Genomic DNA, 26,095 nt, shown 5'->3' with positions numbered 1-26,095 from the left:
ATGGACGACCCCCTGTACCGGCCGCCCATCGTGCGGCAGGTCTCCGAACTCATCGGCGCCACCCCGCTGTTCGAGCTGTGCCGTACCGAGAGCGACGCCCGGCTGCTGTTGAAGCTGGAGCAGTTCAACCCCACCGGCACCGCCAAGATCCGGATGGCCCGGCAGATGGTCATCGACGCCGAGGAGCGCGGTCTGCTGCGCCCGGGCGGGCGGATCATCGAGTCGACCTCCGGCAACACCGGGCTCGGTCTGGCCGTCGTGGCCGCCGAGCGCGGCTACACCTTCACCGCCGTGGTCGACCACCACGCGGCCGTCGACAAGCTGCGCGCGATGAAGGCGCTCGGCGCCGAGCTGGTCTACGTCGCGGCGGACGGGGACGAGGAACTGGCCACCGCCGCCCGCGAGGAGCTCGCGGAGAGGATGGCCGCCGAGTCCGACAACGCCTACTTCACCGAGCAGCACAACAACCCGGCCAACGGGGTCGGTTACCACCCGGTGGCCCGCGAGCTCGACGCCGCCCTGGACAGCCGTGTCGACATCCTGATCGGCGCGGTCGGCACCGGCGGCGGGCTGTTCGGGACCGGGAGCGTGCTGCGCGAGACCGTCCCCGAGGTGCGGATCGTCGGGGTCGAGCCGAAAGGGTCGATCGCCTTCGGGCCGCCCGCGCACGACTACTACCAGTCCGGCACCGGCACACCCGAGGGTGCGACGATCGGGGCCATGGTCGACTACTCGCTGCTGGACGAGGGGGCGAAGGTCGGGGACGTGGAGGCCTTCGCCACGGCCCGGGCCGTGGCCCGCCGCACCGGACTGCTCCTGGGCGGTTCGGCGGGCGGGGTGGTGTACGAGGCCCTGACCCGGATGTCCGCCCTGGCGCCGGGCACGACTATGGTCGCGTTGGTCAACGACGGCGGTGAGAAGTACATGGACACCGTCTTCGACGACGACTGGATGGCCGCACGCGATCTCCTCTCTCCCCAAGTGGAGCGCGAGGTCGACGAGTTGCTGACCAAGCTACGCCGCACCGCCGCGCCCGATTTCCCGCAGGAAACGAACTGATGCCGCCCGCCCTCTCCCGCCTCCTCGTCGACGGCCGTGCCCTGGCCACGCTCGCCGTCCCGCTCGCGCTCACCCAGCTCGCCCAGGTCGCACTCACCACCACCGACACGGTCATGATGGGCCTCCTCGGCACCGAGGCCCTGGCCGCCGGCGGTCTCGCCATGGTCATCTTCAACCAGCTGCGGACCATGGGCGTCGGCCTGGTCACCGCCGTCGGCAACCAGGTCGCCGCGGCGGACGCGCGCGCCGAGAAGGAGGGCGCCGACGCGGAGAGCGCCCACGAGGAGGTCCGGGACCTGGTCCGGGCGAGCCTGCTGCTGTCCACGCTCGCCGGTCTCGCGGGCGCGGTGCTGATGGTGCTGATCGGGCACGCCGTGGTGTTCCTCGGCCAGGACCCCGACGTCGTCGACGCGGCGAAGCCGGTGCTGTACGCGATGGCGCCCGGCCTGGTGCCCTGCCTGTGGTTCCAGGCGATCCGCCAGTTCACCGTCGGCATGCGCCGCCCGCAGGCCCTGCTGCGCATCACGATCGCCTCGATCGCGGTCAACGCGGGCCTCAACTGGGTCTTCATCCACGGCACTTGGGGTCTGCCCAAGCTGGGCCTGCCCGGCATCGGACTGGCCACGACCTCGGTCTACGCGCTGTCGTTCCTGGCGCTCTACGTCTCCGCCCGCCGCGACCCCGCGCTGGCACCGGTGCTGTCGCTGAGCATCTGGAAGACCCGCCCGGCCACCTTGCGCCGCCTTGCCGGTCTGGGCGCGCCGATCGCCGCGACCTACGGCTCCGAGGCGGGCTTCTTCTCCGTGGTCGCGCTGCTGGTGGGCAGCTTCGGCACGGCCGCGCTGGCCGCGCACACGGCCGTCAACCAACTCGTGTACATCGTGTTCCAGATCGCCGTCGGCCTCTCCCACGCCGCGTCCCTCGGCGTCAGCCGCGAACTCGCCCTGGGCAACACTGCGGCGTCCCAGCGGCTGAAGTCGACCGCGCTGGCGTGCGCCGCCGCGGTCATGGCGGTGGTGGCGCTGATCTATGTCACCGTGCCGAGCCTCGTACTGGCGCCGTTCTTCGAGAGTGAGAACAAGTCGGCTATCGACCTCGCCACCCAACTCCTGCTGGTCGCCGCGGTGATGCAGTTCTTCGACTGCACTCAGAACATCGGCGTCGGTCTGCTGCGCGGCCTCGACGACACCAAGGGCGGCTTCCGGGTCACCCTGGTCGGCTACTGGCTCGTCGGCCTGCCCGCCGCCGCGCTGCTCGGCTTCGCGGCCGGCTGGGACACCGTGGGCATCTGGCTGGGGCTCCTCATCGGCCTCGCCACGACCGCGGTACTTCTGCTGCGCCGGTTCGGGCGGGGGGTGGAGCGGCGCCAGGAGGCCGCGGCCGTGGCGCTGTGAGGCGCGGCGGGCGCACGTGGCGGGCGCCCTCCCACCAGCCAATGTTGTGCACTTTCTTGACGCCAGTAAGTGGAGAGCCTAATTTCGCGGTGTCCTTCCCCCGTCAAGGGAGTTCGCGATGCCCCCGTCCCCCCTCGCATCACCGCCCCCCGACCGCGAACGAACCCGGCAGCTGCGCCGAGTAGCCCTCTCCGGGCTGCTCGGCACCGCCGTGGAGTTCTACGACTTCCTCGTCTACGGCACCGTCGCCGCCCTCGTCTTCGGCGAACTGTTCTTCCCCGGCGCCGACCCCGCCGTGGGCACCGTCGCCGCCTTCGGCACGTTCGCCGCCGGCTATGTCGCCCGACCGCTCGGCGGCATCCTCTTCGGTCACTTCGGCGACCGGCTCGGCCGCAAGTCCATGCTGCTGCTCACCATGGGCCTGATGGGCGGCGCCAGTTTCCTCATCGGCCTGCTGCCCACGTACGACACGATCGGCGTGTGGGCGCCGGTGCTGCTGATCACCCTGCGCGTCGTCCAGGGCGTCGCCATCGGCGGTGAGTGGGGCGGCGCCACCCTGATGGTCGTGGAGCACGCCGGAGAGCGGCGGCGCGGACTGTGGTCCAGCTTCACGCAGATGGGAGCACCGCTCGGCTCCCTGCTGTCGACCTCCGTCGTCACGTTCGTCGTCGCCCTGCCCAAGGACGAGTTCACGGCGTGGGGTTGGCGTGTGCCGTTCCTGCTGAGCGTGGTGCTGCTCGGCGTCGGTCTCTTCGTACGGCTGAAGGTGGTGGAGAGCCCGCTGTTCGCCGAGGTCAAGCAGGACCGATCCGAGTCGCGGCTGCCGATCCTCGACGTGTTGCGCCGCCCGCGCCCGGTGCTGCTCGCCTGCTGCGTCGGCATCGGCGCCTTCACCGCCCAGTCGCTGCTGACCAGCTACATGATCGCGTACGCCACCGGCATCGGCTACGCCCGCCCGCAGGTGCTCACCGCGCTCACGGTCTCCGCCTGTGTCGCCCTCGTCGTCCTGCCCTGCGCCTCCGCGCTCTCCGACCGGATCGGCCGCCGCCCGGTCGTCCTGGCCGGAGCCCTCGCCTCGGCCGCGCTCGCCTTCCCCGTGCTCGCGCTGGTCGACTCCGAGTCGCCCGGGCTGCTGATCCTCGCCGTCGTCCTCGGCCACGGCATCGCCCAGTCCACGATGTACGGCCCGCTGGGCGCCCTGCTCACCGAGATGTTCGGCACCCGGGTCCGCTACACCGGCGCCTCCCTGGGCTACCAGGGCGCCACCCTCATCGGCGCCGGCTTCTCCCCCATGATCGCCGGAAGCCTGGTGGCCGACAGTGGCGGCGGCACCCCCGTCGCGCTTCTGGTGTGCGGGGGCTCCCTCATCACCGCACTGACCGTCTGCTTCGTGCGCGAGACCAGCAAGGCGTCCCTCACCGAAGCCACCGAACACCCCACCGCCCCCCACACCCAGGAGATTTCCGCATGACGGCCCGCACCCGCACCCGTACGGCTCGTCGCACCGCCTGCGCGGCGGCCCTCCTGCTCTCTGTCGCCGCCTTACCCGCGTCGGCCGCGGCGGCCACCTCCGACACCAGCCACATCGAGGGTCGACTCCCCTCGGGCGCCACGTACCTGATGGATGTACCGGCCGACTGGAACGGCACCGTCCTGCTCTTCAGCCACGGCTACACCCCGTCCGGAGCGCCCAACTCCGCCCAGGACGCCCCCGACGCCGCCACCAGGGCCCTGCTGCTCGACAAGGGTTACGCGCTCATCGGCTCCTCGTACGCCACCACCGGCTGGGCCGTGACGGACGCGGTCCCCGACCAGCTCGCCACCCTCTCCGCCTTCACCGACCGCTTCGGGGCGGCCCGACGCACCATCGCCTGGGGCATGTCGTACGGAGGACTGGTCACCACCGCGATCGCCGAGCGCCACCCGGACCGGATCGACGGTTCCGTGTCCCTGTGCGGACTCGTGCACGGCGGCGTCGCCAACTGGAACAACACCCTCGACCCCGTCTTCGCCGTCAAGACGCTGCTCGCACCGGACTCCGACGTCCCCCTCACCGGCCTGCCCGACCAGGCTGCCGCCACCGACGCGGCGAACACCCTGACGGCGGCGGTCGACTCGGCGCAGTCGACGCCCGCCGGGCGGGCCCGGATCGCCCTGGCCGCGGCCCTGCACAACATCCCGGTCTGGAACCAACCGACCCAAGGCCGGCCCGCCGCGACCGACTGGGACGCACAGCAGGCCAACCAGTACGGCGCCCTCAAGGGCCTGTTGAAGGTCCCCGCCTTCAACTGGCGGCAGGAGGCCGAAACTCGGGCGGGCGGCAACATGTCCTGGAACACCGGGGTCGACTACGCGAAGCTGCTCGGCCGGTCGTCGGTCCGCAAGGAGGTCACCGAGCTGTACCGGAAGGCCGGGCTGTCCCTGCGGGCCGACCTGACCACCCTGAACCGTGCTCCGCGCATCAGCGCCGACCCGGCCGCCGTCGCGTGGATGAGCCGGACCAGTGCGTTCACCGGCCGGCTGACCACACCCCAGTTCAGCGTCCACACCGTCGGCGACGCCCTGGTCCCGGTCCAGACCGAGAGCGCCCTGCGCCGGGCCGTCACCGCCGCCGGTTCGGGGCCCCTGCTGCGGCAGGCGTACACCGACAACGCCGGCCACTGCACCTTCTCTCCGGCCGAGCAGCTCGCCGCCGTGCACACCCTGGAGGACCGCCTCAGCACCGGCCGTTGGCACGGCACCGACCCCGCGTCCCTCAACTCCCGTGCCAGGGTGGCCGATCCCTCCACCCCCACCCGCTACGTCACCTACCATCCCACCCCGTACCTGCGGCCCTACGACCTTGCCCACCCGGCCGACGGACAGTGACGCCGTACGGCCGCCCACCGGGCCCTCGGTGGGCGGCCGTACGCTTGCCGACGTGGAGAACGACGACATCCTGGACACCTCGGACGGGCCGCAGCAGCGCCCCCAGTCGCTCATGCTCGCCTTCTTCGGCAACCACGTCCTGGAGGAGGGGGACCTGTGCGTGTACTCCGGCAGCATCATCGACGTCCTCGGCCGCGTCGGGGTCGGTGAACAGGCCGTGCGGTCCACGCTGACCCGCATGGTCAACCGGGGCCTGCTGCGGCGCCAGCGCGAGGGCCGCAGGATGTACTTCGGTCTCACCCTTCAGGCGACACGCGTCCTGGAGGACGGCCGTACCCGCATCTGGAGACAGGGCGCCGTCAACGACGACTGGGACGGCTCGTGGACGCTGCTGGGCTTCTCCCTCCCCGACTCCTGGAAGCGCCAGCGCCACGACCTGCGCTCACGGCTCACCTGGTGCGGATTCGGCGCGCTGTACAGCGGCCTGTGGATCGCCCCCGGGAATGTCGAGGTCTCCGCCGTCGTCGCGGAACTCGGCCTGACCGACCACGTCAAGATCTTCCATGCCCGGGCCGACGAGGCCACGGACATCGAGCTGATGGTCCGCGACACCTGGGACCTGGAGAGCGTCGCCGCCCGTTACGTCACCTTCGACAAGCGCTGGACCGCCCATCCGGTCGCGGGATCCGGAGACGACCCGATCGCGACGCGGCTGCGACTGGTCAGCGAATGGCTCTGGACCATCCGCACGGACCCCCGGCTCCCCGCCCGGCACCTGCCCCCCGCCTGGCCGGCCCGCGCCGCCCAGGACACCTTCCGACGCGTCGCGGAACAGACCGAGGCGCCCGCGCGGGGCATGGCCCGCGAACTGCTGGAGACCACCCCGGTGCGCTAGTGCTGTGACCGGAAAGGTTTGCCGGGAAGCTCGCGGCGTCCGGTGCGGTGCCTCGCAAGGCGGAGCATGACCCGCGTACTGGATGTACTCGGGTGATGCGACAACGCGGCGAGGTGCCGTGCCGGGCGTCGCGAGCCGGTGAACCTTTCCGGTCGCAGCACTAGGCAGCGGCGCCAGGGGGCCTCCACGATTCCTGGCGCCCGTCCCGGCCTGGGCATCAGCCCTCGCCGGCCCGCTCCATGACTGTGCGCAACAACGCGGCCATCGACCGGCCGGCCACCCGCAGCGGCTCCGGGTCGCGAGCGGCCCGGGAGAGTACGAACGCCCCCTCCCGGATCATGATCATCGGCTGGGCGAGTGACCGCGCCGCGTTCGTCCGCGGCCGTCAGCTGCTTGAGCCGGTCACGGACCGCTGCTTGAGCCGGTCACGGACCGCCACCCCCGAGGGGCCGGGAACCACGAACGGCGCCGCCAACTTCCGCAACCCGCCCATCCCCCTCTCCCCCACGACGCCGGCGGTGTGCGTCAGCCTGGACGCGACCGGGCAGAGCGGCCGCGCGGGAAGCTTCGTGACGCTCACAAGCGACCAGGACTGGCATCTGGTGATGTGGCTGCGGACACGGCAGCGGACACGGCAGCGGACCGGGTGTGCGGCGGCCTCGTGCGGTGTGTCACCTCATCCCCGGCAGGCTGCGTAGTTCCCCGATCCGAAAGAGACGTGCGAGGAGGAGGTACAGCAGGACCATGGTGATGCCGCCTGCGGCCAGGGAGAGGGCCGGTGCCGAGGAAACTGATGTCAGGCCCTGGCTGCAGGAGCGGGCGATGAGCCACCCGGCAGCTCCGGCCGCGGTGGCGGCGGCGGTCAGTTTCGCGTAGGTACGGCAGATCCGCCGGCCATCCAGCAGCCCCTCGGTGCGCCGCCGCAGCCGCAGGGCGGTGAGCAGCAGGCCGATCGCGTAGGAGAAGGAGTACGCGGCGGCCATCCCGGTGACCGCCCAGCGGGGGGAGAGCAGGAGGTGGCAGGCCGTGGCGAGAGCGATGTTGACGACGCTGATCCACAGGGCCATGCGGAACGGCGTGCGGGTGTCCTCGAAGGCGTAGAAGCCGCGCAGCAGGAGGTACTGGGCGGAGAAGGGGATCAGTCCCAGGCCGAAGGCCTGCAGCATGTGGCCCAGGGGAACGGCGTCTGTGGCGTCGGCATTGCCGTGGGCGAACAGCAGCTGGGCGATCTGCGGTCCGAAGGCGAGGAAGAAGAAGGCAGCCGGGACGATGATGACGCCGCTGACCCGCAGGGCGCGGGACAGATCGGCGCGCAGGTCGCCGAGACGGTGCTCGGTCACTGCCCGGCTCATGCGCGGAAGCAGGGCGGTCACGAGGGAGACGGTGACGATCGACTGGGGCAGCATCCACATCTGCTGGGCGTAGCTGTACGCGGTGTAGCCGACGCCGTCGTCGGGCAGGGCGGCGTCGGCGGAGGAGGCCAGCCTCGTGACGACCGTGAGGAGATCGCCGCGCGATGGCGTGCGCGACTGCTCTGAGGGCGGACCCCGGCCGGACCCGGGTGTCGTAGCAACTGCTTTAGGGAGGTCGCCTGACAAAAACAGGCATCGAATCGTTGTCCCGGAGCGCGTCGGCCCGTGAGCCCCAGGGCGTGTGCCCGTGAACTCCCCGCGCGTCAGCCCGGGACGACCGTGAGTCCCGCCTCCCCGGCCGCGTCGAACGTGTCGTCCACGGCGACGACCTCGCGGCCCGCGGCGTCCAGCAGTGAGGCCGCGATGGCCGCGCGCATGCCGCTGGCGCAGTGCACCCACACGCGGCCGGCGGGGACCTCACCGATCCGCCGGTGGAGGGTGTGGATCGGGATGTGCAGCGAGCCCTGGAGGTGGGCGTCGGCCCGCTCCGAGTCGCGGCGGACGTCCAGGACGACGAGGTCGCCGTCGGCTGCCTGCGGTTCGCCGGAGTCGCCTTGGGCCGAGGCCAGTTCGGCGAACGTGGCGCGGGGGAAGGAGCGCGGCGCCTCCCCGTCGCGGAGCCACGACGAGGGTCCACCGGTCGCCGCGGCGGCCGGGCGGTCCACGCCGACGCGCGCCAACTCCCGCTGGGCATCGGCCAGTTGCTCCGTCGATTCGGCGAGCAGCGTCACCGGCTTGCCCCACGGGACCAGCCAGGCGAGATACGTGGCGAGCTTCCCGTCGGCCTCGAAGTTGAAGGACCCCGCGACGTGGGCGGCGGCGAAGGCGACACGGTGGCGCAGATCCACGACCCACTCCCCCGCGGCCAGCCGGTCCGCGATGTCGTCGGCGTCGGCGACGGGGGGCGGGGTCAGGTCCACCGGGGCCGGGCCCGCCGCGTTGACCGGCCCCAGGTGCGCGTAGTAGGCGGGCACGTCCTCCAGGCCGTCCAGCAGCTGCCGTACGAACGTGTCGGCGTCCTGGACGAGGGCCGGGTTGGCCGCCCTCTCCCTGCCGATGGTCGTGGCGTCCTGCCCGGCCGGTGCGGACGCGCAGAAGCTGCCGAAGCCGTGCGTGGGCAACACCTTTGTCTCGTCGGGCAGTTCGGCGGCGAGGCGGTGGGCGGAGGCGTACTGGTCGCGGGCGAGTCGTTCGGTCAGCCGGGGCTCTACCAGGTCCGGGCGGCCGACGGTGCCGATGAGGAGGGAGCCGCCGGTGAAGGCGGCTACGGGCCTTCCGGTCTCCCCCGGCGCCGTCTCCCCCTGCCCCGTCACCTCCAGGACGTAGGACGTGTGGTGCGGCGTATGGCCAGGCGTCGCGAGTGCCCGAAGAGTGAGGCCGGAGTCCACGGCCGTGATGTCGCCGTCGTGAACCGGGACGCGTGCGACGCAGACGCGGGCGGCGGCCGGGACGAGGTACGCGGCGCCCGTCAGGCGGGCCAGCTCCGGGCCGCCCGTGACGTAGTCGTTGTGGACGTGCGTCTCCACGACGTGCGAGACGCGCACGCCCCTGCGGGCGGCCGCGGCGAGCACCCGGTCCACGTCCCTGGGCGGGTCCACCGCGACGGCCGTGTGCGCGGCTCCCGCGAGGTAACCGTGATGGCCGAGCCCTTCGGTCTCGAGGGTGTCGATGAAGAACATCTGGGAGCTCCCTTCCTATGGACATCATCCGTCGGGGCTTCCGTGACGGTGTCGGCTACCCCGGTGACGCTCGGTGACACCGCGGGCCCACGCGAGGTCTGGCGTCCGCGCACGGCGGCGCTTCTCCGGCCACGCTTCTACCCTGCTGTCAGGGGGTCGACGGCAGGGGGTTGCGAACAGTTGACGCGGTTCGAGGTGCTGGGTCCGCTGCGGGTGCGCGAGGGGGAGCGGGAGCTCGATCTCGGGTTCCCCCAGCAGCGCGCCCTGCTGGGGCTGCTGCTGGTGGGGGCGGGGCGGCCCGTGCCGGCGGGCGAGATCGTGGATGTGCTCTGGTCGAAGCGGCCGCCGGCCAGCGCGCTGAACGTGGTGCGCCGGTACGTCGGCGCGCTGCGGCGGCTGCTCGAACCCGGGCTGCCGCCCCGGGCACCCGGCCGCCGTCTGCTGCGCCGGGCCGGCGGCTATCTGCTGGAGGCGGACGAGGACGACGTCGACCTGCTGCGGTTCCGTGGTCTGACCAAGCGGGGCAAGCGGGCGGCCGCCACGGGCAGACCCGAGGTGGCGCTGCGGCACTTCGTCGAGGCGCTGGGCGAGTGGCGGGGCCCGGTGGCGATGGGCATCCCTTCGTCGGTGCGGGGGCATGCCGTGTTCGCCGCGGTGGAGCGCGAGCTCGTGCACACGACGGTGATGGCGGCGGACGCGGCCCTGCTGTGCGGCGGGACCGAGCCCGTGCTGCCCCGGCTGCGCCAGGCCGTGGAACTCGATCCGCTGAACGAGTCGCTGCACGCCCGGCTCGTCATGGCCCTCGCCGCCTGCGGGCTGCAGGCGGAGGCGCTCGCGGCGTACGAGGGCGTACGGCGGCTGCTGGCCGAGGAGTTGGGGGTGTCGCCCGGCGCGGAGCTGGCCGCCGCCCACGGCCGGGTGCTGCGTCAGGAGCTGCGGCCTGCCCGACTGCCGTCCGGGCGGGGAACGCGGGCGGCAGGGGCGGTGGTGTCGGAGCCGGTGGTGCGGCCGGCCCAACTGCCGTCGGATCTGAAGGTGTTCTCCGGACGGAGGACCGAGCTGGGCAGCCTGCTGGAGATCACGGAGGCGGCGGCCGGTTCCGCCGGGGCGCCCGCGACGGCGCTGATCGGCGGGATGGCGGGCATCGGCAAGACCACGCTCGCGGTGCGCTGGGCGCACGAGGTCGCCGACCGGTTCCCGGACGGTCAGCTCTTCGTCGAGCTGCGGGGGTTCGCCCCGCCCCGGGCACCCTTGGAACCGGCCGAGGCGCTGCGCGGGATGCTCGCCGCGCTCGGGGTGCCCGCCGGTCGGCTCCCGGGGGGCCTGGACGCCCTGGCGGGGCTGTACCGGAGCGTGCTGTCCGGCCGCCGACTGCTCGTCCTGCTGGACGACGCCTGCGACACCGACCAGGTACGGCCGCTGCTGCCCGCGTCGCCGGGCTGTCTGACGCTGGTGACCAGCCGCAACGGCCTGCCCGGACTGGTCGCCTCCGGTGCCCGTCCGCTGCGTCTGGACCTGCCGTCGGCCGCGGACGCGCGGGCCATGCTGTCCCTGCGGACCGGGCCCGAGCGGCTGGCCGCCGAGCCCGCGGCGGCTGACGAGATCGTCGAGCGCTGCGGTCGGCTGCCGCTGGCCCTGGCCATCGTGGCCGCCCGTGTCACCGGCCCCCCGGGCTCTCCGCTCTCGGCGATCGCCGCGGAGCTGCGCGAGTCCCGGGGCAGTCTCGACGCGTTCGCGGGACCGGCGGGGACCGCCGACGCCCGTCTCGCGTTCGACTCCTCCTACCGGTGCCTGCCGCCCGAGAGCGCCCGGCTGTTCCGCCTGATGTCGCTGCATCCCGGCCCGGACCTCACCCCTGACACGGCCGCCGCCCTCGCCGCCGTGCCTGCGCGCACGGCACGGTTGATCCTCGACGACCTCGCCGAGGCCCACCTCGTCACCGAACACACGCCCGGCCGGTACGCGCCCCACGACCTGCTGCGCGTGTTCGCCGCCGAACTCAGCGACATACACGACTCTCTGATGGAGCGTCGGTCAGCCCGGCAGCGGTTGCTCGACCACTTCGCGGGCACGGACCGTGTGTAGTGCGGGCGTGCGGGCGCCGCTGTCACTTCGCCGTCACTTCTTTTGCACATCCGCCCTTCTACGCTCCGTTCGAAGTGAACGTCGATGTGACGGGCGGTTTGTTCGGGTGGCCTCGGAGGCGACGATGATGAACGAGACGGTGTGCCGGATGCCGATGGGTCTGGACGTCGTCGTCACCGGTGCGGATCGGGCACGGCTGCCCGGTGACGGGCCGTGGTTACCGGGCCGTCGGCTGATCGCCCACGCGAGAGGCGAGTACGTCTTCGTCGGCATACGCGGCGGCGGCCGGGCCGTGGACGGGCCGGAGCGCGCGACGGCTCTGCTGGAGCCCGGGGACATCTGCTTCTACGACGCGGACCGGCCGCCCGTGCTGGGCTTCCCCGAGCTCTGCCGACTGAAGGTCTTCCTCGTGTCGCGCGAGTCGCTGGGGCTTCAGGAACGTGACGTACGGCGGATCATGGCGGCCCCGGTGAGCCGGTCGTCCCGGCTGGGCTCGCTGCTGTCGCCGTTCCTGTCGGAGCTCGCGGACACGGTCTCATCGTCAGAGCCGTCGGTCGGCGAGATGCTCGCCTGGAACGCCGTGAACCTGCTCGCCACCCTGGCCGCGGACCAGCTGGGCCAGGACGCGGCGGGCATGCCCGAGGCCCGGTCGCCGCTGCTGTCACGCATCCTGCGGTTCATCGACCTGCATCTGGCCGACGCGGACCTCTCCCCCGAGGTGATCGCCGGGGCCCACCACATCTCGGTGCGCTACCTGCACAAGCTCTTCCAGGACGAGGGCACCACGGTCGGCCGCTGGATCCAGCGCCGCCGGCTGGAGGAGTGCCGTCGCGACCTCGTCAACCGGCTCCGCGGCCAGCAGACCATCGCCGCCGTCGCGGGCCGCTGGGGCTTCCTCAGCGCCACGCACTTCAGCCGCGTCTTCCGCGCCACCTACGGGATGTCCCCCAGCGAGTGGCGGGAGACCGCCGGGCAGGGGGTGCGGGCGCCCGGGCCGTAGCCGAAGTCCATCGATCGGAGACCAAAAAGGGAAACATGCCTCGTTTTACTGATTGTGCGACTAGCCTCACTTTGCGTGCATAGTCAATCAGGAGAGCGAGCACAGTGGCTCGCCGCAGTACAGGCGCGGCTACGACGCATCGCCGCTGGTGATCCCGGGGCGGCACTGGAGCTGCAGGCGTGGAGTGAGGCTCGACGGCTCGCCCCGTTCCTGGCCGACGGCCGGGACCTCGAAGTCGGGCACGCACTCGGCTGGTTGCACTGGTTCCGGTATCAAGCGCTCCCCGGAGGTGAAGGCGACGCGGACTTGGACACCGCGATCGAGTTGTTCGTGCCACCGTTCCTCGCCGGCTTCGACGCGCTCCCGCCGCAGTTGTTACCCCACATCGGCGAAGCCGTTGCGCCGCCGGGCGAGGACCCGCTTCGACAACCGTTTTCCTCTGGCGATCCGGCCCGGCTGTCCGCTGCCGTGGACGTGTGGCGGCGCGTTGTCGTCGGCACTCCCTCCGATCACCCTGACCGAGCGGTCGTTCTGTCCCGCTTGGGGTCCGCGCTGCAGGCTCGATACGAGGCTCTCGGGGATCGAGCGGACCTTGACGAAGCAGTCAGCGCCGACCGCGACGCCTTCCGCACCGCCCGTCCCGGCCACCGAGATCGAGAGACATTCCTCAACAACCTCGCGAACACACTGCGGTTGCGGTTCGAGCGCACCGCGGACCAGGCTGATCTGAACGAGGCCGTCGAGGCTCTGCATGAGGTGGTCCAGGCCACTCCTCCCGACGCGCCCAACCGAGCCGGCCGCCTGAACAACTTGAGTATCGCGCTGCGCCTGCGAGGCGAGCACAACGGGAACCGAGCAGATGCGGAAGCAGCGGTCGAACTCGGCCGGGAGGCAGTCCGGCTCGCTCCCGTCGGCTCTCCCCACCGGGCGCTTCTCCAATCCACCCTGGGGAACGCGCTGGAGGCACGATTCAAGCTCCTCGGCGACCAAAACGACGTGGACGAAGCCATCAGCGTCGGCCGGGAGGCGGTCCAGGGCACTCCCTGCGACTCCCCCAACCGAGCACGGCGCCTGAACCACTTGGCGAACGCGCTGCAGGCACGCTTCAAGCACACCGGCGACCTGGCCGATCTGGACGCAGCCATCGGTGTCCGCCGTGACGTGGTTCAGGCCGCCCTTGCCGACGCACCCAAACGAGCTGGTTACTTGGCGCATCTGGGGAACTCGCTGCAGAGTCGGTTCGACCTGCTCGGAGAACCGGCTGACCTGGACGAAGCCATCAGTCTCAGCCGCGAAGCTGTGCAGACTGCCGAGCCCGGTTACCGCGACCGGGAGACGTTCCTCAACAACCTGGGGAACGCACTGCGAGCTCGGTTCGAACGCACCGGGAACCAGGCAGATCTTGACGAAGCCATCAACTTCGGCCGCGAGGCGGTCCAGGCCACTCCCGCCGACAACCCGCACCGAGCGTGGTACCTGAACAACCTGAGCGGCAAGCTACAGACACGGTTCGAACGCACGGGAGACCAAGCAGACCTGGACGAAGCCATCAGCCTGGGCCGGCAGACGGTACAGGCCGTTCCCGCCGACTCCTCTGACCGGGCGTGGCATCTGAACAACTTGGGTAGCGCGCTGCAGAGACGGTCCCACCGAACCGGAGACCAAGCTGACCTGGACGAAGCCATCAGCATCGGCCGTGACGTCATCCGCGCCACGCCCACCGACGACCCGGACCGAGCAGGCTGCCTCTCCAATCTGGCGATCGCGCTGCGGAGCCGGTTCGAGCGCGGCAGAGACCGAGCTGACCTGGACGAAGCCATCAACGTCGGCCGTGACGTCATCCGGGCCACACCCACCGACTCCCCCAGCCGGGCGATGTTCCTGTGCAACTTGGGCATCACTCTGCTCAGTCGATTCGACCACACACCGGAACAGGCAGACCCAGCGGATATCGACGCCGCCGTGGACGCCCTCCAGGAAGCGGTCGACATCACCCCTGCCGACCATTCCGACCGAGCCGACTACCTGAACAACCTGGGCAACATGCTGCAGACGCAATTCCGGCACTCGGCAGACCCGGCAGACCTGCGCGACGCCGTGTCCGCCCACACCACCGCGTGCGAGTCTCCCTCGGCGCCGCCCTCAGCCCGCATCACCGGGGCCCAGGAGGCAGCCCGTCTGCTCGCGACGTCACAAGTGGGCCGGGCGGTGGACCTGTTGGAGACCGCGGTACGGCTGCTGCCCGAGGTCGCTTCGCGCCGACTGGGCCGCGATGACCAGCAGTTCGCACTCGGCCGCTTCGCGGGCCTGGCCGGTGACGCCGCGGCGCTGGCCCTCGCCGACACCAGGGGGACACGGAAAGAACGCGCCACCCGGGCTTTGAGGCTGTTGGAGTCAGGCCGGACGGTTCTGCTGAGCCAGGCGCTGGACACCCGCAGCGACCTCACCGATCTGCGCCAGGTGGCCCCGGAGTTGGCCGCGCGGTTCGTCGATCTGCGCGAGCAGCTCGACCAACCCGCGGGCACTTTCGCCAAGGCCCCGGAGTGGAGCGATCACTCGGAGACACCACCTCGGGAACAGAACGACCGCCCCGGGCCGGACCGTCATCGGCTCGCCCTCGACCTCGCCGCGACACTGGACGAGATCCGGGCACGCGACGGGTTCGGCTCCTTCGGGCTGCCGCCCGACACTGCCGACCTTCTCGCCCAGGCGGACCAAGGCCCGGTCGTGGTCTTCAACACCAGCCGACACGGCAGCCACGCTCTCCTGCTCACAGCGAAGGGGATCGACGCCCTCCCCCTGCCCGAACTCGGCCGTGACACTCTGATCGACCAGGTCAACGCCTTCCACCAGGCCCTCCACACCGCGGCGTCGTCGGGCAAGGACGGATCCGAGCAACGCGAAGCGCAGGCCACTCTCACGCAGATCCTCGAATGGCTGTGGGACGCCGCCATCGGGCCTGTCCTGTCCACGTTGGGCTACCACGGCGTGCCCGCGCCGGAGACGAGCTGGCCCCGGGTGTGGTGGGCTCCGGGCGGGCTGCTCGGCCTGCTGCCCGTCCACGCGGCCGGCTACCACACCGACTCGGCCGACACCCCGAAGCGGCGCACGGTCCTGGACCGGGTGGTGTCCTCCTACACCCCCACCGTGCGCGCGCTGCGCCACGCCCGTCAGCGTCCCCCGACGCCTGCCGCCCCCTCCCGAGCGCTCGTCGTGGCCATGCCCACCACTCCCCACCTGAGGAACGACGGACGGCTGTACTACGTCGGCGCGGAAGTCGCTCGCCTGCAGCACCACGCCTCGGAACTCGTCCTGCTCCAGGAGCCCGATCCGCCTCATGACGCGTCCGTCGACGCGTCGCCGCAGACACCGACCAGGGCCAACGTGCTGGACCATCTGCCCAGTTGCCCGATTGCGCACTTCGCCTGCCACGGCCGGAGCGACCCCACCGACCCGTCGAAAAGCAGGTTGTTGCTCCACGACCACCAGGACTCCCCCCTCACCGTCGCCAGCCTGTCCCCCGTCCTGCTCGACCAGGCCCAGTTGGCCTATCTGTCCGCATGCCGTACCGCGGCCATCGACACCGCCGACCTCGTCGACGAGGCCATCCACCTGACGTCGGCGTTCCAACTCGCCGGATACCCCCATGTCATCGGCACCCTGTGGGAGATCAACGACGGGATCGCGGTCATCGTCGCCGACACGTTCTACACCCATCTGCGCACCGGGCCGCACACACTCGACTCCCGCCGCGCCGCCCTGGCCCTGCACAAGGCGGTCCGAGCGATCCGGGACCAACGCCGTTGCACTCCCTCTCTGTGGGCCGCCTACCTTCACGCCGGCGCCTGATCGACCCGTACGGAGGCGGTCAGGCCTGCGGCCTCGTCCAGGCCGGGGCGGCGGTCGAGAGGCGGTACACCGTCGCCGACACCGCCGTGAGGAGCAGCGACGCCAGGGTCAGGGTGAGGGCGAGGGCGGAGTGGAGGAGGGCGGCGCCGGTGAGGGCGCCGAGGAGCATGGCGAGGACGGACAGGACGCGTCGGCCGGGGCGGGGGGCCGCTCCGCCGGCTGTGGTGGAGTCGGCGGCGAGGCCCGTGAGGGTGAGGGTCAGGACGGTGGTGGTCAGGTCGGGTACGCCGAGCCGCCGGGCGACCGCGTTCTGCAGGCCCATGGCGAGGCCGAGCAGCACGATGAGGGCGTACCGGACCCTGGTGGTCATCTCACCGTCCGAGACCAGCGCGATGACGACGGTCCCGGCGACCAGCGCCGCCTGAAGTGCCGTGGCCGCCGCCAGCAGCCGTCCCCGGTGCGCCGCGAACCGCGTGCCGAACCGGCCTCCCGCCAGCGCCCCGGCGAGGAACGCGGTCATCGCGACGACGGAGGCGGTCGCGGACAGCCCCTCCGCACCGGCCAGGGCGAAGCCGAGGAAGACCACGTTGCCGGTCATGTTGGCGACGAAGACGTGGCCGAGCGCCTGATAGCTCACGGCATCGACCAGACCGGTGACGACGGTCAGCGTCAGCAGGAGCGGCGGCAGCGGTCCGTGCGGGTCCTGCCGGGGCAGTGCGAGGGTGCGGGCCGCGTCAGTCAGCAGCTTGCGCATACGGGGTCCTCCTGCCGGGAGCCGGCGGGCGGCGCAGCACCACACGGGTGAGCACTCCGGCGGCCGCGGCCGCCCGCGCCATTGAGACGCAGCCATGCGTCGCCGTCGTCGGGGCTCGTCGTTTCGATCCAGCGGGCGAGGTCGGCTGTCTCCTGGCCCGGGGTCTGCGGAAAGAGGTGATAGGCGATGCGCAGGGAGAGTTGGCCGGCTTCGGCGAGTTCGACGACCGTGCTGTAGTTGTCGGGGAAGTTCTGGAATCCGCCGGCGGCGTCGATCGCCGATGTGAGCCCGAACCTGTTCAGTTCACGCAGGAAATGCCGGGTGGAGGTCTTCTTGTCCTCGCCCTGAAGGACCGGTGCCTTGGCGAGCGTCGAATAGAGGACGAGCGCGCTGGGCGCGGCCAGCAGCATTCCCGTTGGCCGGCCGTCGCGGCCGCGCACGATCTGGCCGCCCTTGGGGTCGGGGGTGTCCCTGGTGTATCCGGCGGCCTTGAGGGCGGCGCGGTTGAGGACCGCCGACTGGTACAGGTGCAGCACGAACACCGGGGTGTCGGGCGCGGCGGCGTTGAGTTCGGCGACGGTCGGCAGCCGGCGTTCGGCGAACTGCTCGGCCGACCAGCCGCCCACCACCCGCACCCACTGCCCCTGGGGCGTACGGGCCGCCTGTTCACGCAGCACCTCGAGGCCCTGGCGCAGGGTGGGTACGCCGTCCCAGCGCAACTCCAGTACGTAGTTGAGGCCGCCGCGGATGACGTGCAGGTGGGAGTCGTTGAGGCCGGGCACCACGCGGCGGCCGAGCGCGTCGACGACCTTCGTGCCGGGGCCGACGAGGGGGGCCATGTCCTTGTCGTCACCGACGGCCGTGACGACACCGGCGCGGACGGCGAGTGCTCCGGCGTGCGGGCGGGACGGGTCCGAGGTGTGGATCTTCGCGTTGCGGACGACCAGGTCCGCGGCGGTGTCGGTGGCGCGGGGAACCAGCCCGCCGACCGGCATCGTGGACACCGTGGGCCAACCTCCTCGGAGCGAACGGCTTTTCATCGGAGCCGTCACGCTATTGCCGGGGGGTTCGCCGCTGTGCCCTGTCGGCGCACCGAATGCGTACTGACAGCGCACTGGCGCTGTGCCGCCGGGGCGGGCACCCCATTCCGTGCGCTGTGAGAGCGGTCGCGGTGCGCTCGCGGACCATTCCCCCCGGCTTTCCGGATTTAGCGTGCCGCACGACGCACCCGCACTTCACCCGCGAGATCTCAGGAGAACCACATGTCAGAAATCGCCGAGCCCGTCCAGCCGGTCGTGCCGGTCCTGGAGCCGGCGGCCGCCGCGTTCGCCGAGGCCACCGCCAACCCGCCCTACCTGTTCGACCTGACGCCCGCCGAGGGCCGCAAGGCGGTCGACGAGGTGCAGTCCGGCGAGATCGACATGCCGCGGATCGACGAGGAGTGGATCACCGTCGAGGGCGGTCCCACGGGCAGCGTCCGGGCGCGCATCGTCAAGCCCGCCGGGGCCACGGGCACCCTGCCGGTGATCCTCTACATCCACGGCGCGGGCTGGGTGTTCGGCAACGCCCACACGCACGACCGGCTGGTGCGCGAGCTGGCCGTCGGCGCGAACGCCGCGGTGGTCTTCCCCGAGTACGACCTCTCCCCCGAGGCCCGCTACCCGGTCGCCATCGAGCAGAACTACGCCGTGGCCCGGTGGGTCGTCGAGCAGGGCGCGTCGAAGGACCTGGACGGCTCCCGGCTGGCGGTCGCGGGCGACTCGGTCGGCGGCAACATGACGGCCGCGCTGACGCTGATGGCGAAGCAGCGTGGTGATGTGCCCCTGGTCCAGCAGGTGTTGTTCTACCCGGTGACCGACGCCGCGTTCGACACCGGCTCGTACCACCAGTTCGCCACCGGCTACTTCCTGCGCCGGGACGGCATGCAGTGGTTCTGGGACCAGTACACGACGGACGAGGCGGAACGCGCCCAGATCACGGCCTCCCCGCTGCGCGCCACCACCGAGCAGCTCACGGGCCTGCCGCCGGCCCTCGTCATCACCGGCGAGGCGGACGTACTGCGCGACGAGGGGGAAGCGTACGCCAACAAGCTGCGCGAAGCCGGGGTTCCGGTGACCGCCGTCCGCTTCCAGGGCATCATCCACGACTTCGTGATGCTCAACGCGCTGCGCGAGACCCACGCCGCCGAGGCCGCGATCTCGATGGCCGTCGACACGCTGCGTACATCGCTGCACGGCCACTGACCCGGACGCGGACGGAACCGAAAGGAGAACCGAGCCATGCCCACCACCCCCACCGCACTTCTCGTGCACGGTGCCTTCGCGGACGCCGGCAGCTGGGCCGGTGTCATCGCGGAGCTGAGCAACGAGGGCGTCCCCGTCGTGGCACCGCCCAACCCGCTGCGCGGACTCGCCTCCGACGCCGCGTACATCGCCTCTGTGGCCGCCCAGATCGACGGCCCGGTCGTCCTGGTCGGCCACTCCTACGGCGGTGCGCTGATCTCCGTGGCCGGTACGGCCGAGAACGTCGTCGGGCTGGTCTACGTCGCTGCCTACGTCCCCGAAGAGGGCGAGAGCCTCGGCGAGTTGCAGGGCCGCTTCCCGCTGACGAAGCTCGTCGACAACTTGCAGGAGTGGACGTATCCGGTCGACGGCGCCGAGCCCGCCGTCGAGGTCACCATCGGCCCGGAGGCCTTCCCCGGCATCTTCGCCGCGGACCTCCCGGCCGCGGTCACCCAGGTACTCGCCGTGTCCCAACGCCCCCTTGCCGCCGCCGCGTTCACCGAGCCCGCGTCGACCGCCGCCTGGAAGGCGAAGCCCTCCTGGGTGATCGTGGCCGGCGCGGACCAGGCGATCAATCCGGAGGTACAGCGCTTCGGCGCGAAGCGGGCCGGTTCGACGGTCGTGGAGATCGAGGGCGCCTCGCACGCGGTGGCCCTCTCCCACTCCGAGGGGGTCGCCTCCGTCATCCTGGACGCGGTACGCGCGACAAGCTGACGCACACCACCTGAACCCCGCGCGGACGGACCCGAGCACGATGTCCGTCCGCGCTGCCGATTCCTCGTTTCCGCCCGAAGGAAGCCCGGCCTCACCCCTCGCGCGGCACGAGCGGCGCCACATACGCCGTCAGGTCGCCCGCCCGGCGTGCCGGCCAGGTGCGGGCGAAGGCGGGTGGGCGGGCGCCGGGCTTGGTCAGGGCGGCGACCGGGGTGGCGTGGGCCATCCGTGCCAGGTCGGTCTCGGTGATGGAGGTGTCGTGGCCGTGGGGCTGCCGGGAGGCGCAGCCGGTGTAGAAGGCGATCGGGACGGCCTCGTGGCCGGTGAGGACGCAGGGGGGCCGTACGCCGAGACTGTGCAGGTCGGTGGCGGTGCGGGCCCAGGCGCGGTGGGCGAGGGTGGTGCGGTGCACGGTGCGTTCCAGGACCGTGAACTGGACGGCCAGGTGCCCGGCGAGTCCCAGCACCACCGCGGTCACCATCACGGGTCGCCAGGCGCCGCGTGCCGCGGTGATCAGGTGGACCAGCGCGTCGGCGACCGGGAGGGCGAGCAGCGCGTAGGCGGGCAGGAGGAAGCGGGGGGCCGCGTAGCCGATCAGCAGGAGGTAGGGGACGGCGGCCGTGGCGGCGCAGGCGAGCGGCAGGAGGGTGCGCGCCGTGCGCCGGGCGCGGACTGCGACGACCAGGCCCAGGACGGCGAGGACGGGCAGGACGAACCACCAGAAGGTGAGTGCCGGGTGGGGCACCGAGCCCACGCAGGGCCGGCACAGGGTGCGTCCGCCCATGCTGCGCAGCTGGTCGTCGAAGGCGAAGTGCCAGCCGAGCCCGCCCTGGATGCGGGACGCGTCGGACAGCCGCTGCGCGAGGCCGCCGTAGTCGAGGTAGGCCTCGACGATCCACTGCGCCGCCCCGGCGGCCAGACCGACGAGGAGGGCCGCGAGCAGCCGGGGGCGCCGCCACCGCCGTACGGTGATCGAGAGGGCGAGCAGCGGGAGCGCGGTCCAGGCGGCGTCCATCGGCCGCATCAGCGCCATGAGGGCCGCGCCCGCGAAGACACCCCAGGGGGCCGCCCGGTCGCCCGGGTCGGCCCGGGCCCGCAGGTAGGAGCCGACGCAGATCAGGGCGCCGATCCCGACCCAGTAGTTGGGCATGGCCTGGGGGCCGTAGAAGAGGGTGATCCACAGGCTGGCGAACAGGGCGCCGCCGATCGCGACGACCCGGGTCGGGAACAGTCCCCGCCAGGCGCGCAGCGCCAGGAACAGGGCGAGGCCGGACAGGAGTGCCAGGTAGATCCGCAGCAGGGGGGTGGACGACGACCAGGCGGCCACCGGAGCCACCAGCAGCGGGACCCCTCGGGCGCGGGGCGCGCTGAAGAAGGCGGCCGGGGCGTGGTCGGCGACCTGGCTGACGTAGACCGACTCGTCCCAGCCGAGGCCCATGCCGGGGCGGACGAGCGCGAGCTGGGCGAGGGCGAAGCCGGCCGCGACCAGGGCGAGCCATCCGTCAGCCCAGGAGCGCCACGCGCGCCACGCGCGCCGGGGCGTGACGTCGACGGCAGATGTTCCGGGCGGCCGCCGGGTACCGGCCGCGGTGGTGCGGACGCCGTGGGGCATCTTCCCTCCTCGCCTCTTCACGCACCACGCTGAACGACGCCGTGAGCGAGGGCCCTGCGGACGGGTCCGAATGGCTCAGAAAGCACCTCCTGTCCAAACCATTGACGCGAACATGCGCGCCCCCTATCTTCTGGCCGAAGTTACGAACTGTGTTCGAAATCACGAACTTGCACGAACTAGGACGGTCATCTATGCCTCGGCTGCCTCGGCCGCGCGGAAGCAGATCCCTGCTCGTCTGCGTACTGGCCCTCCTCGTCGCCCTGATCGCGGCGACCCAGCCGGTGTCCGCGGCCGACGGCCGTCCCTACACCAACCCCCTGAAGTCGTCGAAGGGCGCCGACCCCTGGCTGGAGTACTACGACGGCAACTACTACCTGATCACCACCACGTTCACCGGCATCCTCGGCATGCGGAAGTCACCGACCCTCGCGGGTCTGGCCACCGCGCCCAACGTGCAGGTGTGGTCGGACACCACGTCCACGCGCAACACCAATATCTGGGCGCCGGAGATCCACCAGTTCAACGGCCACTGGTACCTGTACTACTCGGCCGGCCAGAGCGGCGTCGCCTGCTGCGACTCCCAGCGCACCCACGTCCTGGAGAGCGCCGGCACCGACCCGCTGGGCCCGTACACCTACAAGGGCTCGCTCACCGGTTCCAACCTCACGCCGGGCGGCTGGCTGATCGACGCGAGCGTGCTGCAGGCGAACAACAAGCTCTACCTCGTCGGCAGCGGGTTCGTGAACGGCAGCAAGCAGAGCCTGGTCATCGCGCCGATGAGCAACCCGTACACCCTCGCGAGCAACACCTTCACCGTCATCTCCAGCCCCACGCTGAGCTGGGAGACGTCCGGCGGCGCGGTCAACGAGGGGCCGGAACCGCTGTACCACGACGGCCGTACGTTCCTCACCTTCTCCGCCAGCTTCTGCGGCACCCCCGACTACAAGCTCGGCCAGCTGGAGCTCACCGGTTCCGATCCGCTCGACCCCGCGTCCTGGACCAAGAAGCAGACGCCCGTCTTCCAGCGCAGTGACGCCAACAGCGTCTACGGTCCGGGACACAACGGTTTCTTCACCTCGCCGGACGGCACCGAGAACTGGATCGTCTACCACGCCAACTCCGCCTCGAACGGCGGCTGCGGCAACGGACGCACCACCCGTGCGCAGAAGTTCACCTGGAACGCCGACGGCACCCCCGACTTCGGCACGCCCGTCGCGCTCGGTACGTCACTGCCCGGCCCGTCCGGCGAGACCGCTGCCACCCCGACCTCGTACACCCTCGTCAACCGCAACAGCGGCAAGTGCCTGGACCTCGAGGGCGGCAACACCGCCAACGGCACCAACATCTTCCAGTGGACCTGCACCGGCGGGGCCAACCAGAAGTGGAAGATCGAGGACCTGGCCGACGACACCAACCGGCTGGTGAACGTGGCCACCGGAGGCGTGATGGACACGGCGTCCTGCTCCACGGCCGACGGCGCCGACATCCAGCAGTGGTCCTGGCTCAACAACAAGTGCCAGCGCTACCGCCTGGTGTTCACCGCGAGCGGCGACTACGTGCGCATCGTCAACGAGAACAGCGGCAAGGTCGCCGACGTGGCCAACTGCGGCACCGCGAACGGCACCGACGTACGGCAGTGGACGTGGCTGAACAACAACTGCCAGCAGTGGCGCCTCGTGCCCACGACCTGATCGATCTGATCGAACCGATCATCCCGAAGACTCTGATCGCCCCGATCGCCCCGATCGCCCCGATCGACTCCCCGTGATCTGGAGAACCACCTTGAGACGCAACGCCGTACGCCTCCTCCTGGCCACGCTGGTCGCCCTGGCGGCCTGCCTGGTCGGGCCCGGCCCGGCCGCCCACGCGGCCGTGCCCGCCTCCCCCGCGGTGACCTACACCAACCCGATCGCCGAGAAGCGGGCCGACCCGCACATCTTCAAGCACACCGACGGCTACTACTACTTCACGGCGACCGTCCCCGAGTACGACCGCATCGTGCTGCGCCGGGCGACGACCATCCAGGGCCTGTCGACGGCCCCGGAGGTCACCATCTGGACCAAGCACGCCAGCGGCGTGATGGGCGCCCACATCTGGGCACCGGAGATCCACTTCATCGACGGCAAGTGGTACGTGTACTTCGCGGCCGGCGCCACCAACGACATCTGGGCGATCCGGATGTACGTCCTGGAGGGCACCGGCGCCAACCCGCTCACCGCCACCTGGACCGAGAAGGGCCAGATCAAGACCACGTGGGAGAGCTTCTCCCTCGACGCCACCACGTTCGCCGTGAACGGCGTCCGCTACCTGGCCTGGGCGCAGCGCAACCCGGCCGAGAACAACAACACGTCCCTGTTCATCGCGAAGATGGCCAACCCCTGGACGCTCACCGGAACTCCGGCGGAGATCTCGCAGCCCACGCTGTCCTGGGAGACGGTCGGCTTCAAGGTCAACGAGGGTCCGGCGGTCATCCAGCACGGCGGCAAGGTCTTCATGACCTACTCGGCCAGCGCGACCGACGCCAACTACTGCCTGGGCATGCTGACCGCGTCGGCGAGCGCCGACCTGACCAACCCGGCGTCCTGGACGAAGGGTTCGCAGCCCGTGTTCAAGACCAGCGACGCGACCTCGCAGTACGGTCCGGGCCACAACTCCTTCACCGTCTCCGAGGACGGCAAGTCGGACATCCTCGTCTACCACGACCGCAGCTACAAGGACATCACCGGCGACCCGCTGAACGACCCCAACCGCCGCACCCGCGTCCAGAAGGTGTACTGGAAGGCCGACGGCACGCCCGACTTCGGCATCCCGGTCGCCGACGGGGTCACCCCGCAGCGCTTCTCGTCGTACAACTTCGCCGACCGTTTCATCCGCCACTGGGAGTTCCGCGCCAAGATCGAGGCCGACGTCTCCCCGCTCGCCGACTCCCAGTTCCGCGTCGTGCCCGGTCTGACGGGCAGCGGCACGGTGTCCCTGGAGTCGGCCAACTTCCCCGGCTACTACCTGCGGAGCAAGAACAACGAGGTGTGGGTGGAGAAGAACGACGGGAGCACGCAGTTCGCGTCCGACGCCACCTTCTACAAGCGCGCCGGTCTGGCCGACTCCGCCGGGGTCTCCTATGAGTCGTACGGCACCGCCGGACGCTACATCCGCCACTACAACTACCTGCTGTACGTACAGACGTTGAGCACGACCCTCGACAGGGCGGACGCGACGTTCTACGCCCAGTGAGCCTCTGGTGAAAGCGGTGCCCCGGGACGCCCCGGGGCACCGTCACGCCACCTGCGAGGGTGGCGCGTGGCCCACGGTGACCTGCCGGTAGACGTGTTCCACCCCGTCCGCGACGCGCTGCCAGGTGAAGCGGGCGAGGACGCGTTCGCGGCCCGCCTCGCCGTATCGGTGGCGCAGTTCGTCGTCGCCGAGCAGGTCGCGGACGGCGGAGGCGATCGCCCGGGTGTCCCCGGGCGGCACCAGCCGGCCGGTGCGCCGGTCGGCCACGGTGTCCCGGTGGCCGCCCACGTCGGTGGCGACGACGGGCACCCCGCACGCCATCGCCTCCAAGGGCACGATGCCGAAGGGCTCGTACGACGGTGTGCACAGGACCGCGTCGGCGCTGCCGATCAGCGCGGGCATCCGGGCGGGATCCACGGCACCGAGCAGCCGCACCCGGTCGGCGACGCCCGCCCGGTCGGACAGCCACAGCAGGCGTTCCGCCTCGGGGTCGGTCTCCAGCAGGTCGCCGGGCGGCCCGCCCGCGACGAGGAGTTCGGCGTCGGGGATCTCGGTGAGGGCGCGAACGGCCCGGTCGAAGCCCTTGCGGCGAACCAGTCGGCCACAGGCGAGCAGCCGGTGCCGCCGCTGCCTTTCCGGCACGTCGGAGTGGCGCGCGCCGGGGCGGAAGTGCTCGACGTCCACGCCGCACGGCACGACGGACACCTGCCGGGGCGGTACGCCCATGTCGGCCAGCTCGTACACCTCGTCGGTGCAGGTCGCCAGGACGCGCCCGCAGCTACGGCCCGACTGGCGCTCGGAGCCCAGGCGTTCGTACGGGCTGGTGTCCCGTCGGCCCTGGTGGCGGCGCTCGACGGAGCCGAGGGCGTGGAAGGTCTGCACGACGGGGATGCCGTGCGGGTGCGCGCCGATCCGCGCGGCCACGCCGGACATCCAGTAGTGGGCGTGCACGACGTCGGGCCGTTCACGGTCCCAGACGCGCGCGAGGTGGGCGCCGAAGCCGGTCATGTACGGGTAGAGGTCGTCCTTGGGGAGGACGTCGGGCGGCCCGGCCGGCACATGGTCCACCTCGCCGCCGCCGGGCAGGGGCACCCGGTCGGGCAGGTCGGTGGAGTCGCGCCGGGTATGGACGACGACGTCGTGGCCGCGCCGGGACAGTTCCTCGGCGAGCCGGGCGACGTACACGTTCTGGCCGCCGGCGTCGGTGCCGCCGGGCGCGGCGAGCGGGCTCGCGTGCTCGGACACCATGGCGATCCTCATC

19 protein-coding genes and 1 pseudogene are annotated in these 26,095 nt (G+C 71.5%); 13 read left to right on the top strand and 7 right to left on the bottom strand.

Features of this window, described 5'->3' with window-relative positions:
* The 6 genes from AC067M_RS33950 (at position 1) to AC067M_RS33925 (ending at position 6,914) form a co-directional block, all read left to right on the top strand.
* The gene (locus AC067M_RS33950; RefSeq protein WP_478700867.1) at positions 1 to 1,059 is read left to right on the top strand and encodes a cysteine synthase family protein; all 1,059 of its coding nucleotides are present in this window, start codon (positions 1 to 3) and stop codon (positions 1,057 to 1,059) included.
* Positions 1,059 to 2,453: an MATE family efflux transporter gene (locus tag AC067M_RS33945; RefSeq protein WP_478700866.1), complete on the top strand. Its 1,395-nt coding sequence runs from the start codon at positions 1,059 to 1,061 to the stop codon at positions 2,451 to 2,453. The genes AC067M_RS33950 and AC067M_RS33945 overlap by 1 nt, the downstream gene beginning before the upstream one ends.
* Positions 2,454 to 2,571: 118 nt before the next feature.
* Positions 2,572 to 3,924 carry an MFS transporter gene (locus AC067M_RS33940; protein WP_478700865.1) on the top strand — a complete coding sequence of 451 codons (1,353 nt, stop codon included), beginning with the start codon at positions 2,572 to 2,574 and terminating at the stop codon, positions 3,922 to 3,924.
* Positions 3,921 to 5,321, top strand: a complete 1,401-nt coding sequence (locus AC067M_RS33935) for an alpha/beta hydrolase family protein (RefSeq protein WP_478700864.1) — start codon at positions 3,921 to 3,923, stop codon at positions 5,319 to 5,321. Before AC067M_RS33940 ends, AC067M_RS33935 begins: the two co-directional genes overlap by 4 nt.
* A gap of 52 nt (positions 5,322 to 5,373) precedes the next feature.
* Entirely contained in the window at positions 5,374 to 6,216 is an 843-nt protein-coding gene (locus tag AC067M_RS33930; RefSeq protein ID WP_478700863.1) for a PaaX family transcriptional regulator, read from the top strand.
* Between the two features lie 239 nt (positions 6,217 to 6,455).
* A complete protein-coding gene (locus AC067M_RS33925; RefSeq protein ID WP_478700936.1) occupies positions 6,456 to 6,914 on the top strand; it encodes a hypothetical protein in 459 nt (152 codons plus the stop codon).
* Here the strand turns inward: AC067M_RS33925 and murJ are convergent.
* A pseudogene (gene murJ / locus AC067M_RS33920) lies at positions 6,888 to 7,718 on the bottom strand (murein biosynthesis integral membrane protein MurJ); the annotation flags it as partial. The gene AC067M_RS33925 and the pseudogene murJ overlap by 27 nt on opposite strands.
* 173 nt (positions 7,719 to 7,891) lie before the next feature.
* Positions 7,892 to 9,307 carry a rhodanese-like domain-containing protein gene (locus tag AC067M_RS33915; RefSeq protein WP_478700862.1) on the bottom strand — a complete coding sequence of 472 codons (1,416 nt, stop codon included), beginning with the start codon at positions 9,305 to 9,307 and terminating at the stop codon, positions 7,892 to 7,894.
* A 180-nt stretch (positions 9,308 to 9,487) separates the two neighbouring features.
* On the opposite strand from AC067M_RS33915, the gene AC067M_RS33910 reads away from it, so the two are divergent.
* Both AC067M_RS33910 and AC067M_RS33905 read left to right on the top strand, forming a co-directional pair.
* On the top strand, positions 9,488 to 11,392 hold the full coding sequence (locus AC067M_RS33910; RefSeq protein WP_478700861.1) for an AfsR/SARP family transcriptional regulator: 1,905 nt from the start codon (positions 9,488 to 9,490) through the stop codon (positions 11,390 to 11,392).
* A 124-nt stretch (positions 11,393 to 11,516) separates the two neighbouring features.
* Complete coding sequence (locus AC067M_RS33905) at positions 11,517 to 12,392, top strand: helix-turn-helix domain-containing protein (RefSeq protein WP_478700860.1); 876 nt, start codon at positions 11,517 to 11,519, stop codon at positions 12,390 to 12,392.
* A gap of 375 nt (positions 12,393 to 12,767) precedes the next feature.
* Here the strand turns inward: AC067M_RS33905 and AC067M_RS33900 are convergent, their stop codons facing one another.
* Entirely contained in the window at positions 12,768 to 13,145 is a 378-nt protein-coding gene (locus tag AC067M_RS33900; RefSeq protein WP_478700859.1) for a hypothetical protein, read from the bottom strand.
* A gap of 243 nt (positions 13,146 to 13,388) precedes the next feature.
* On the opposite strand from AC067M_RS33900, the gene AC067M_RS33895 reads away from it, so the two are divergent.
* The gene (locus AC067M_RS33895; protein WP_478700858.1) at positions 13,389 to 16,241 is read left to right on the top strand and encodes a CHAT domain-containing tetratricopeptide repeat protein; all 2,853 of its coding nucleotides are present in this window, start codon (positions 13,389 to 13,391) and stop codon (positions 16,239 to 16,241) included.
* A gap of 19 nt (positions 16,242 to 16,260) precedes the next feature.
* On the opposite strand, the gene AC067M_RS33890 is transcribed toward AC067M_RS33895, so the two are convergent.
* Positions 16,261 to 16,995, bottom strand: a complete 735-nt coding sequence (locus tag AC067M_RS33890; RefSeq protein ID WP_478700857.1) for a YoaK family protein — start codon at positions 16,993 to 16,995, stop codon at positions 16,261 to 16,263.
* Entirely contained in the window at positions 16,980 to 17,999 is a 1,020-nt protein-coding gene (locus tag AC067M_RS33885) for an amidohydrolase (protein WP_478700856.1), read from the bottom strand. Before AC067M_RS33885 ends, AC067M_RS33890 begins: the two co-directional genes overlap by 16 nt.
* A gap of 258 nt (positions 18,000 to 18,257) precedes the next feature.
* Here AC067M_RS33885 and AC067M_RS33880 point away from each other — a divergent pair, with 258 nt between their 5' ends.
* Both AC067M_RS33880 and AC067M_RS33875 read left to right on the top strand, forming a co-directional pair.
* Positions 18,258 to 19,238, top strand: a complete 981-nt coding sequence (locus AC067M_RS33880; RefSeq protein ID WP_478700855.1) for an alpha/beta hydrolase — start codon at positions 18,258 to 18,260, stop codon at positions 19,236 to 19,238.
* Positions 19,239 to 19,274: 36 nt separating this feature from the next.
* Positions 19,275 to 19,991 carry an alpha/beta fold hydrolase gene (locus AC067M_RS33875; protein ID WP_478700854.1) on the top strand — a complete coding sequence of 239 codons (717 nt, stop codon included), beginning with the start codon at positions 19,275 to 19,277 and terminating at the stop codon, positions 19,989 to 19,991.
* A 91-nt stretch (positions 19,992 to 20,082) separates the two neighbouring features.
* Here AC067M_RS33875 and AC067M_RS33870 read toward each other — a convergent pair whose 3' ends face one another.
* Complete coding sequence (locus tag AC067M_RS33870) at positions 20,083 to 21,603, bottom strand: hypothetical protein (protein WP_478700853.1); 1,521 nt, start codon at positions 21,601 to 21,603, stop codon at positions 20,083 to 20,085.
* A 191-nt stretch (positions 21,604 to 21,794) separates the two neighbouring features.
* On the opposite strand from AC067M_RS33870, the gene AC067M_RS33865 reads away from it, so the two are divergent.
* On the top strand, positions 21,795 to 23,294 hold the full coding sequence (locus AC067M_RS33865; protein ID WP_478700852.1) for a family 43 glycosylhydrolase: 1,500 nt from the start codon (positions 21,795 to 21,797) through the stop codon (positions 23,292 to 23,294).
* Between the two features lie 91 nt (positions 23,295 to 23,385).
* Entirely contained in the window at positions 23,386 to 24,834 is a 1,449-nt protein-coding gene (locus AC067M_RS33860) for a family 43 glycosylhydrolase (protein ID WP_478700851.1), read from the top strand.
* 42 nt (positions 24,835 to 24,876) lie between these two features.
* On the opposite strand, the gene AC067M_RS33855 is transcribed toward AC067M_RS33860, so the two are convergent.
* Positions 24,877 to 26,094, bottom strand: coding sequence for a glycosyltransferase (locus AC067M_RS33855; RefSeq protein WP_478700850.1), 1,218 nt, complete (start codon positions 26,092 to 26,094; stop codon positions 24,877 to 24,879).
* Position 26,095: the final 1 nt, after the last annotated feature.

The organism is Streptomyces sp. NPDC043427, from assembly GCF_056436655.1.
This window is presented reverse-complemented; position numbering and strand designations above follow the sequence as displayed.

Bases quoted from the DNA above. Each gene is read 5' to 3' on its own strand.
- AC067M_RS33950 (WP_478700867.1), top strand. From the start codon at position 1: ATGGACGACCCCCTGTACCGGCCGCCCATCGTGCGGCAGGTCTCCGAA.
- AC067M_RS33945 (WP_478700866.1), top strand. From the start codon at position 1,059: ATGCCGCCCGCCCTCTCCCGCCTCCTCGTCGACGGCCGTGCCCTGGCC.
- AC067M_RS33940 (WP_478700865.1), top strand. From the start codon at position 2,572: ATGCCCCCGTCCCCCCTCGCATCACCGCCCCCCGACCGCGAACGAACC.
- AC067M_RS33935 (WP_478700864.1), top strand. From the start codon at position 3,921: ATGACGGCCCGCACCCGCACCCGTACGGCTCGTCGCACCGCCTGCGCG.
- AC067M_RS33925 (WP_478700936.1), top strand. From the start codon at position 6,456: ATGACTGTGCGCAACAACGCGGCCATCGACCGGCCGGCCACCCGCAGC.
- AC067M_RS33915 (WP_478700862.1), bottom strand. From the start codon at position 9,307: ATGTTCTTCATCGACACCCTCGAGACCGAAGGGCTCGGCCATCACGGT.
- AC067M_RS33905 (WP_478700860.1), top strand. From the start codon at position 11,517: ATGATGAACGAGACGGTGTGCCGGATGCCGATGGGTCTGGACGTCGTC.
- AC067M_RS33900 (WP_478700859.1), bottom strand. From the start codon at position 13,145: ATGCAGAGCCTCGACGGCCTCGTTCAGATCAGCCTGGTCCGCGGTGCG.
- AC067M_RS33890 (WP_478700857.1), bottom strand. From the start codon at position 16,995: ATGCGCAAGCTGCTGACTGACGCGGCCCGCACCCTCGCACTGCCCCGG.
- AC067M_RS33880 (WP_478700855.1), top strand. From the start codon at position 18,258: ATGTCAGAAATCGCCGAGCCCGTCCAGCCGGTCGTGCCGGTCCTGGAG.
- AC067M_RS33875 (WP_478700854.1), top strand. From the start codon at position 19,275: ATGCCCACCACCCCCACCGCACTTCTCGTGCACGGTGCCTTCGCGGAC.
- AC067M_RS33870 (WP_478700853.1), bottom strand. From the start codon at position 21,603: ATGCCCCACGGCGTCCGCACCACCGCGGCCGGTACCCGGCGGCCGCCC.
- AC067M_RS33865 (WP_478700852.1), top strand. From the start codon at position 21,795: ATGCCTCGGCTGCCTCGGCCGCGCGGAAGCAGATCCCTGCTCGTCTGC.
- AC067M_RS33855 (WP_478700850.1), bottom strand. From the start codon at position 26,094: ATGAGGATCGCCATGGTGTCCGAGCACGCGAGCCCGCTCGCCGCGCCC.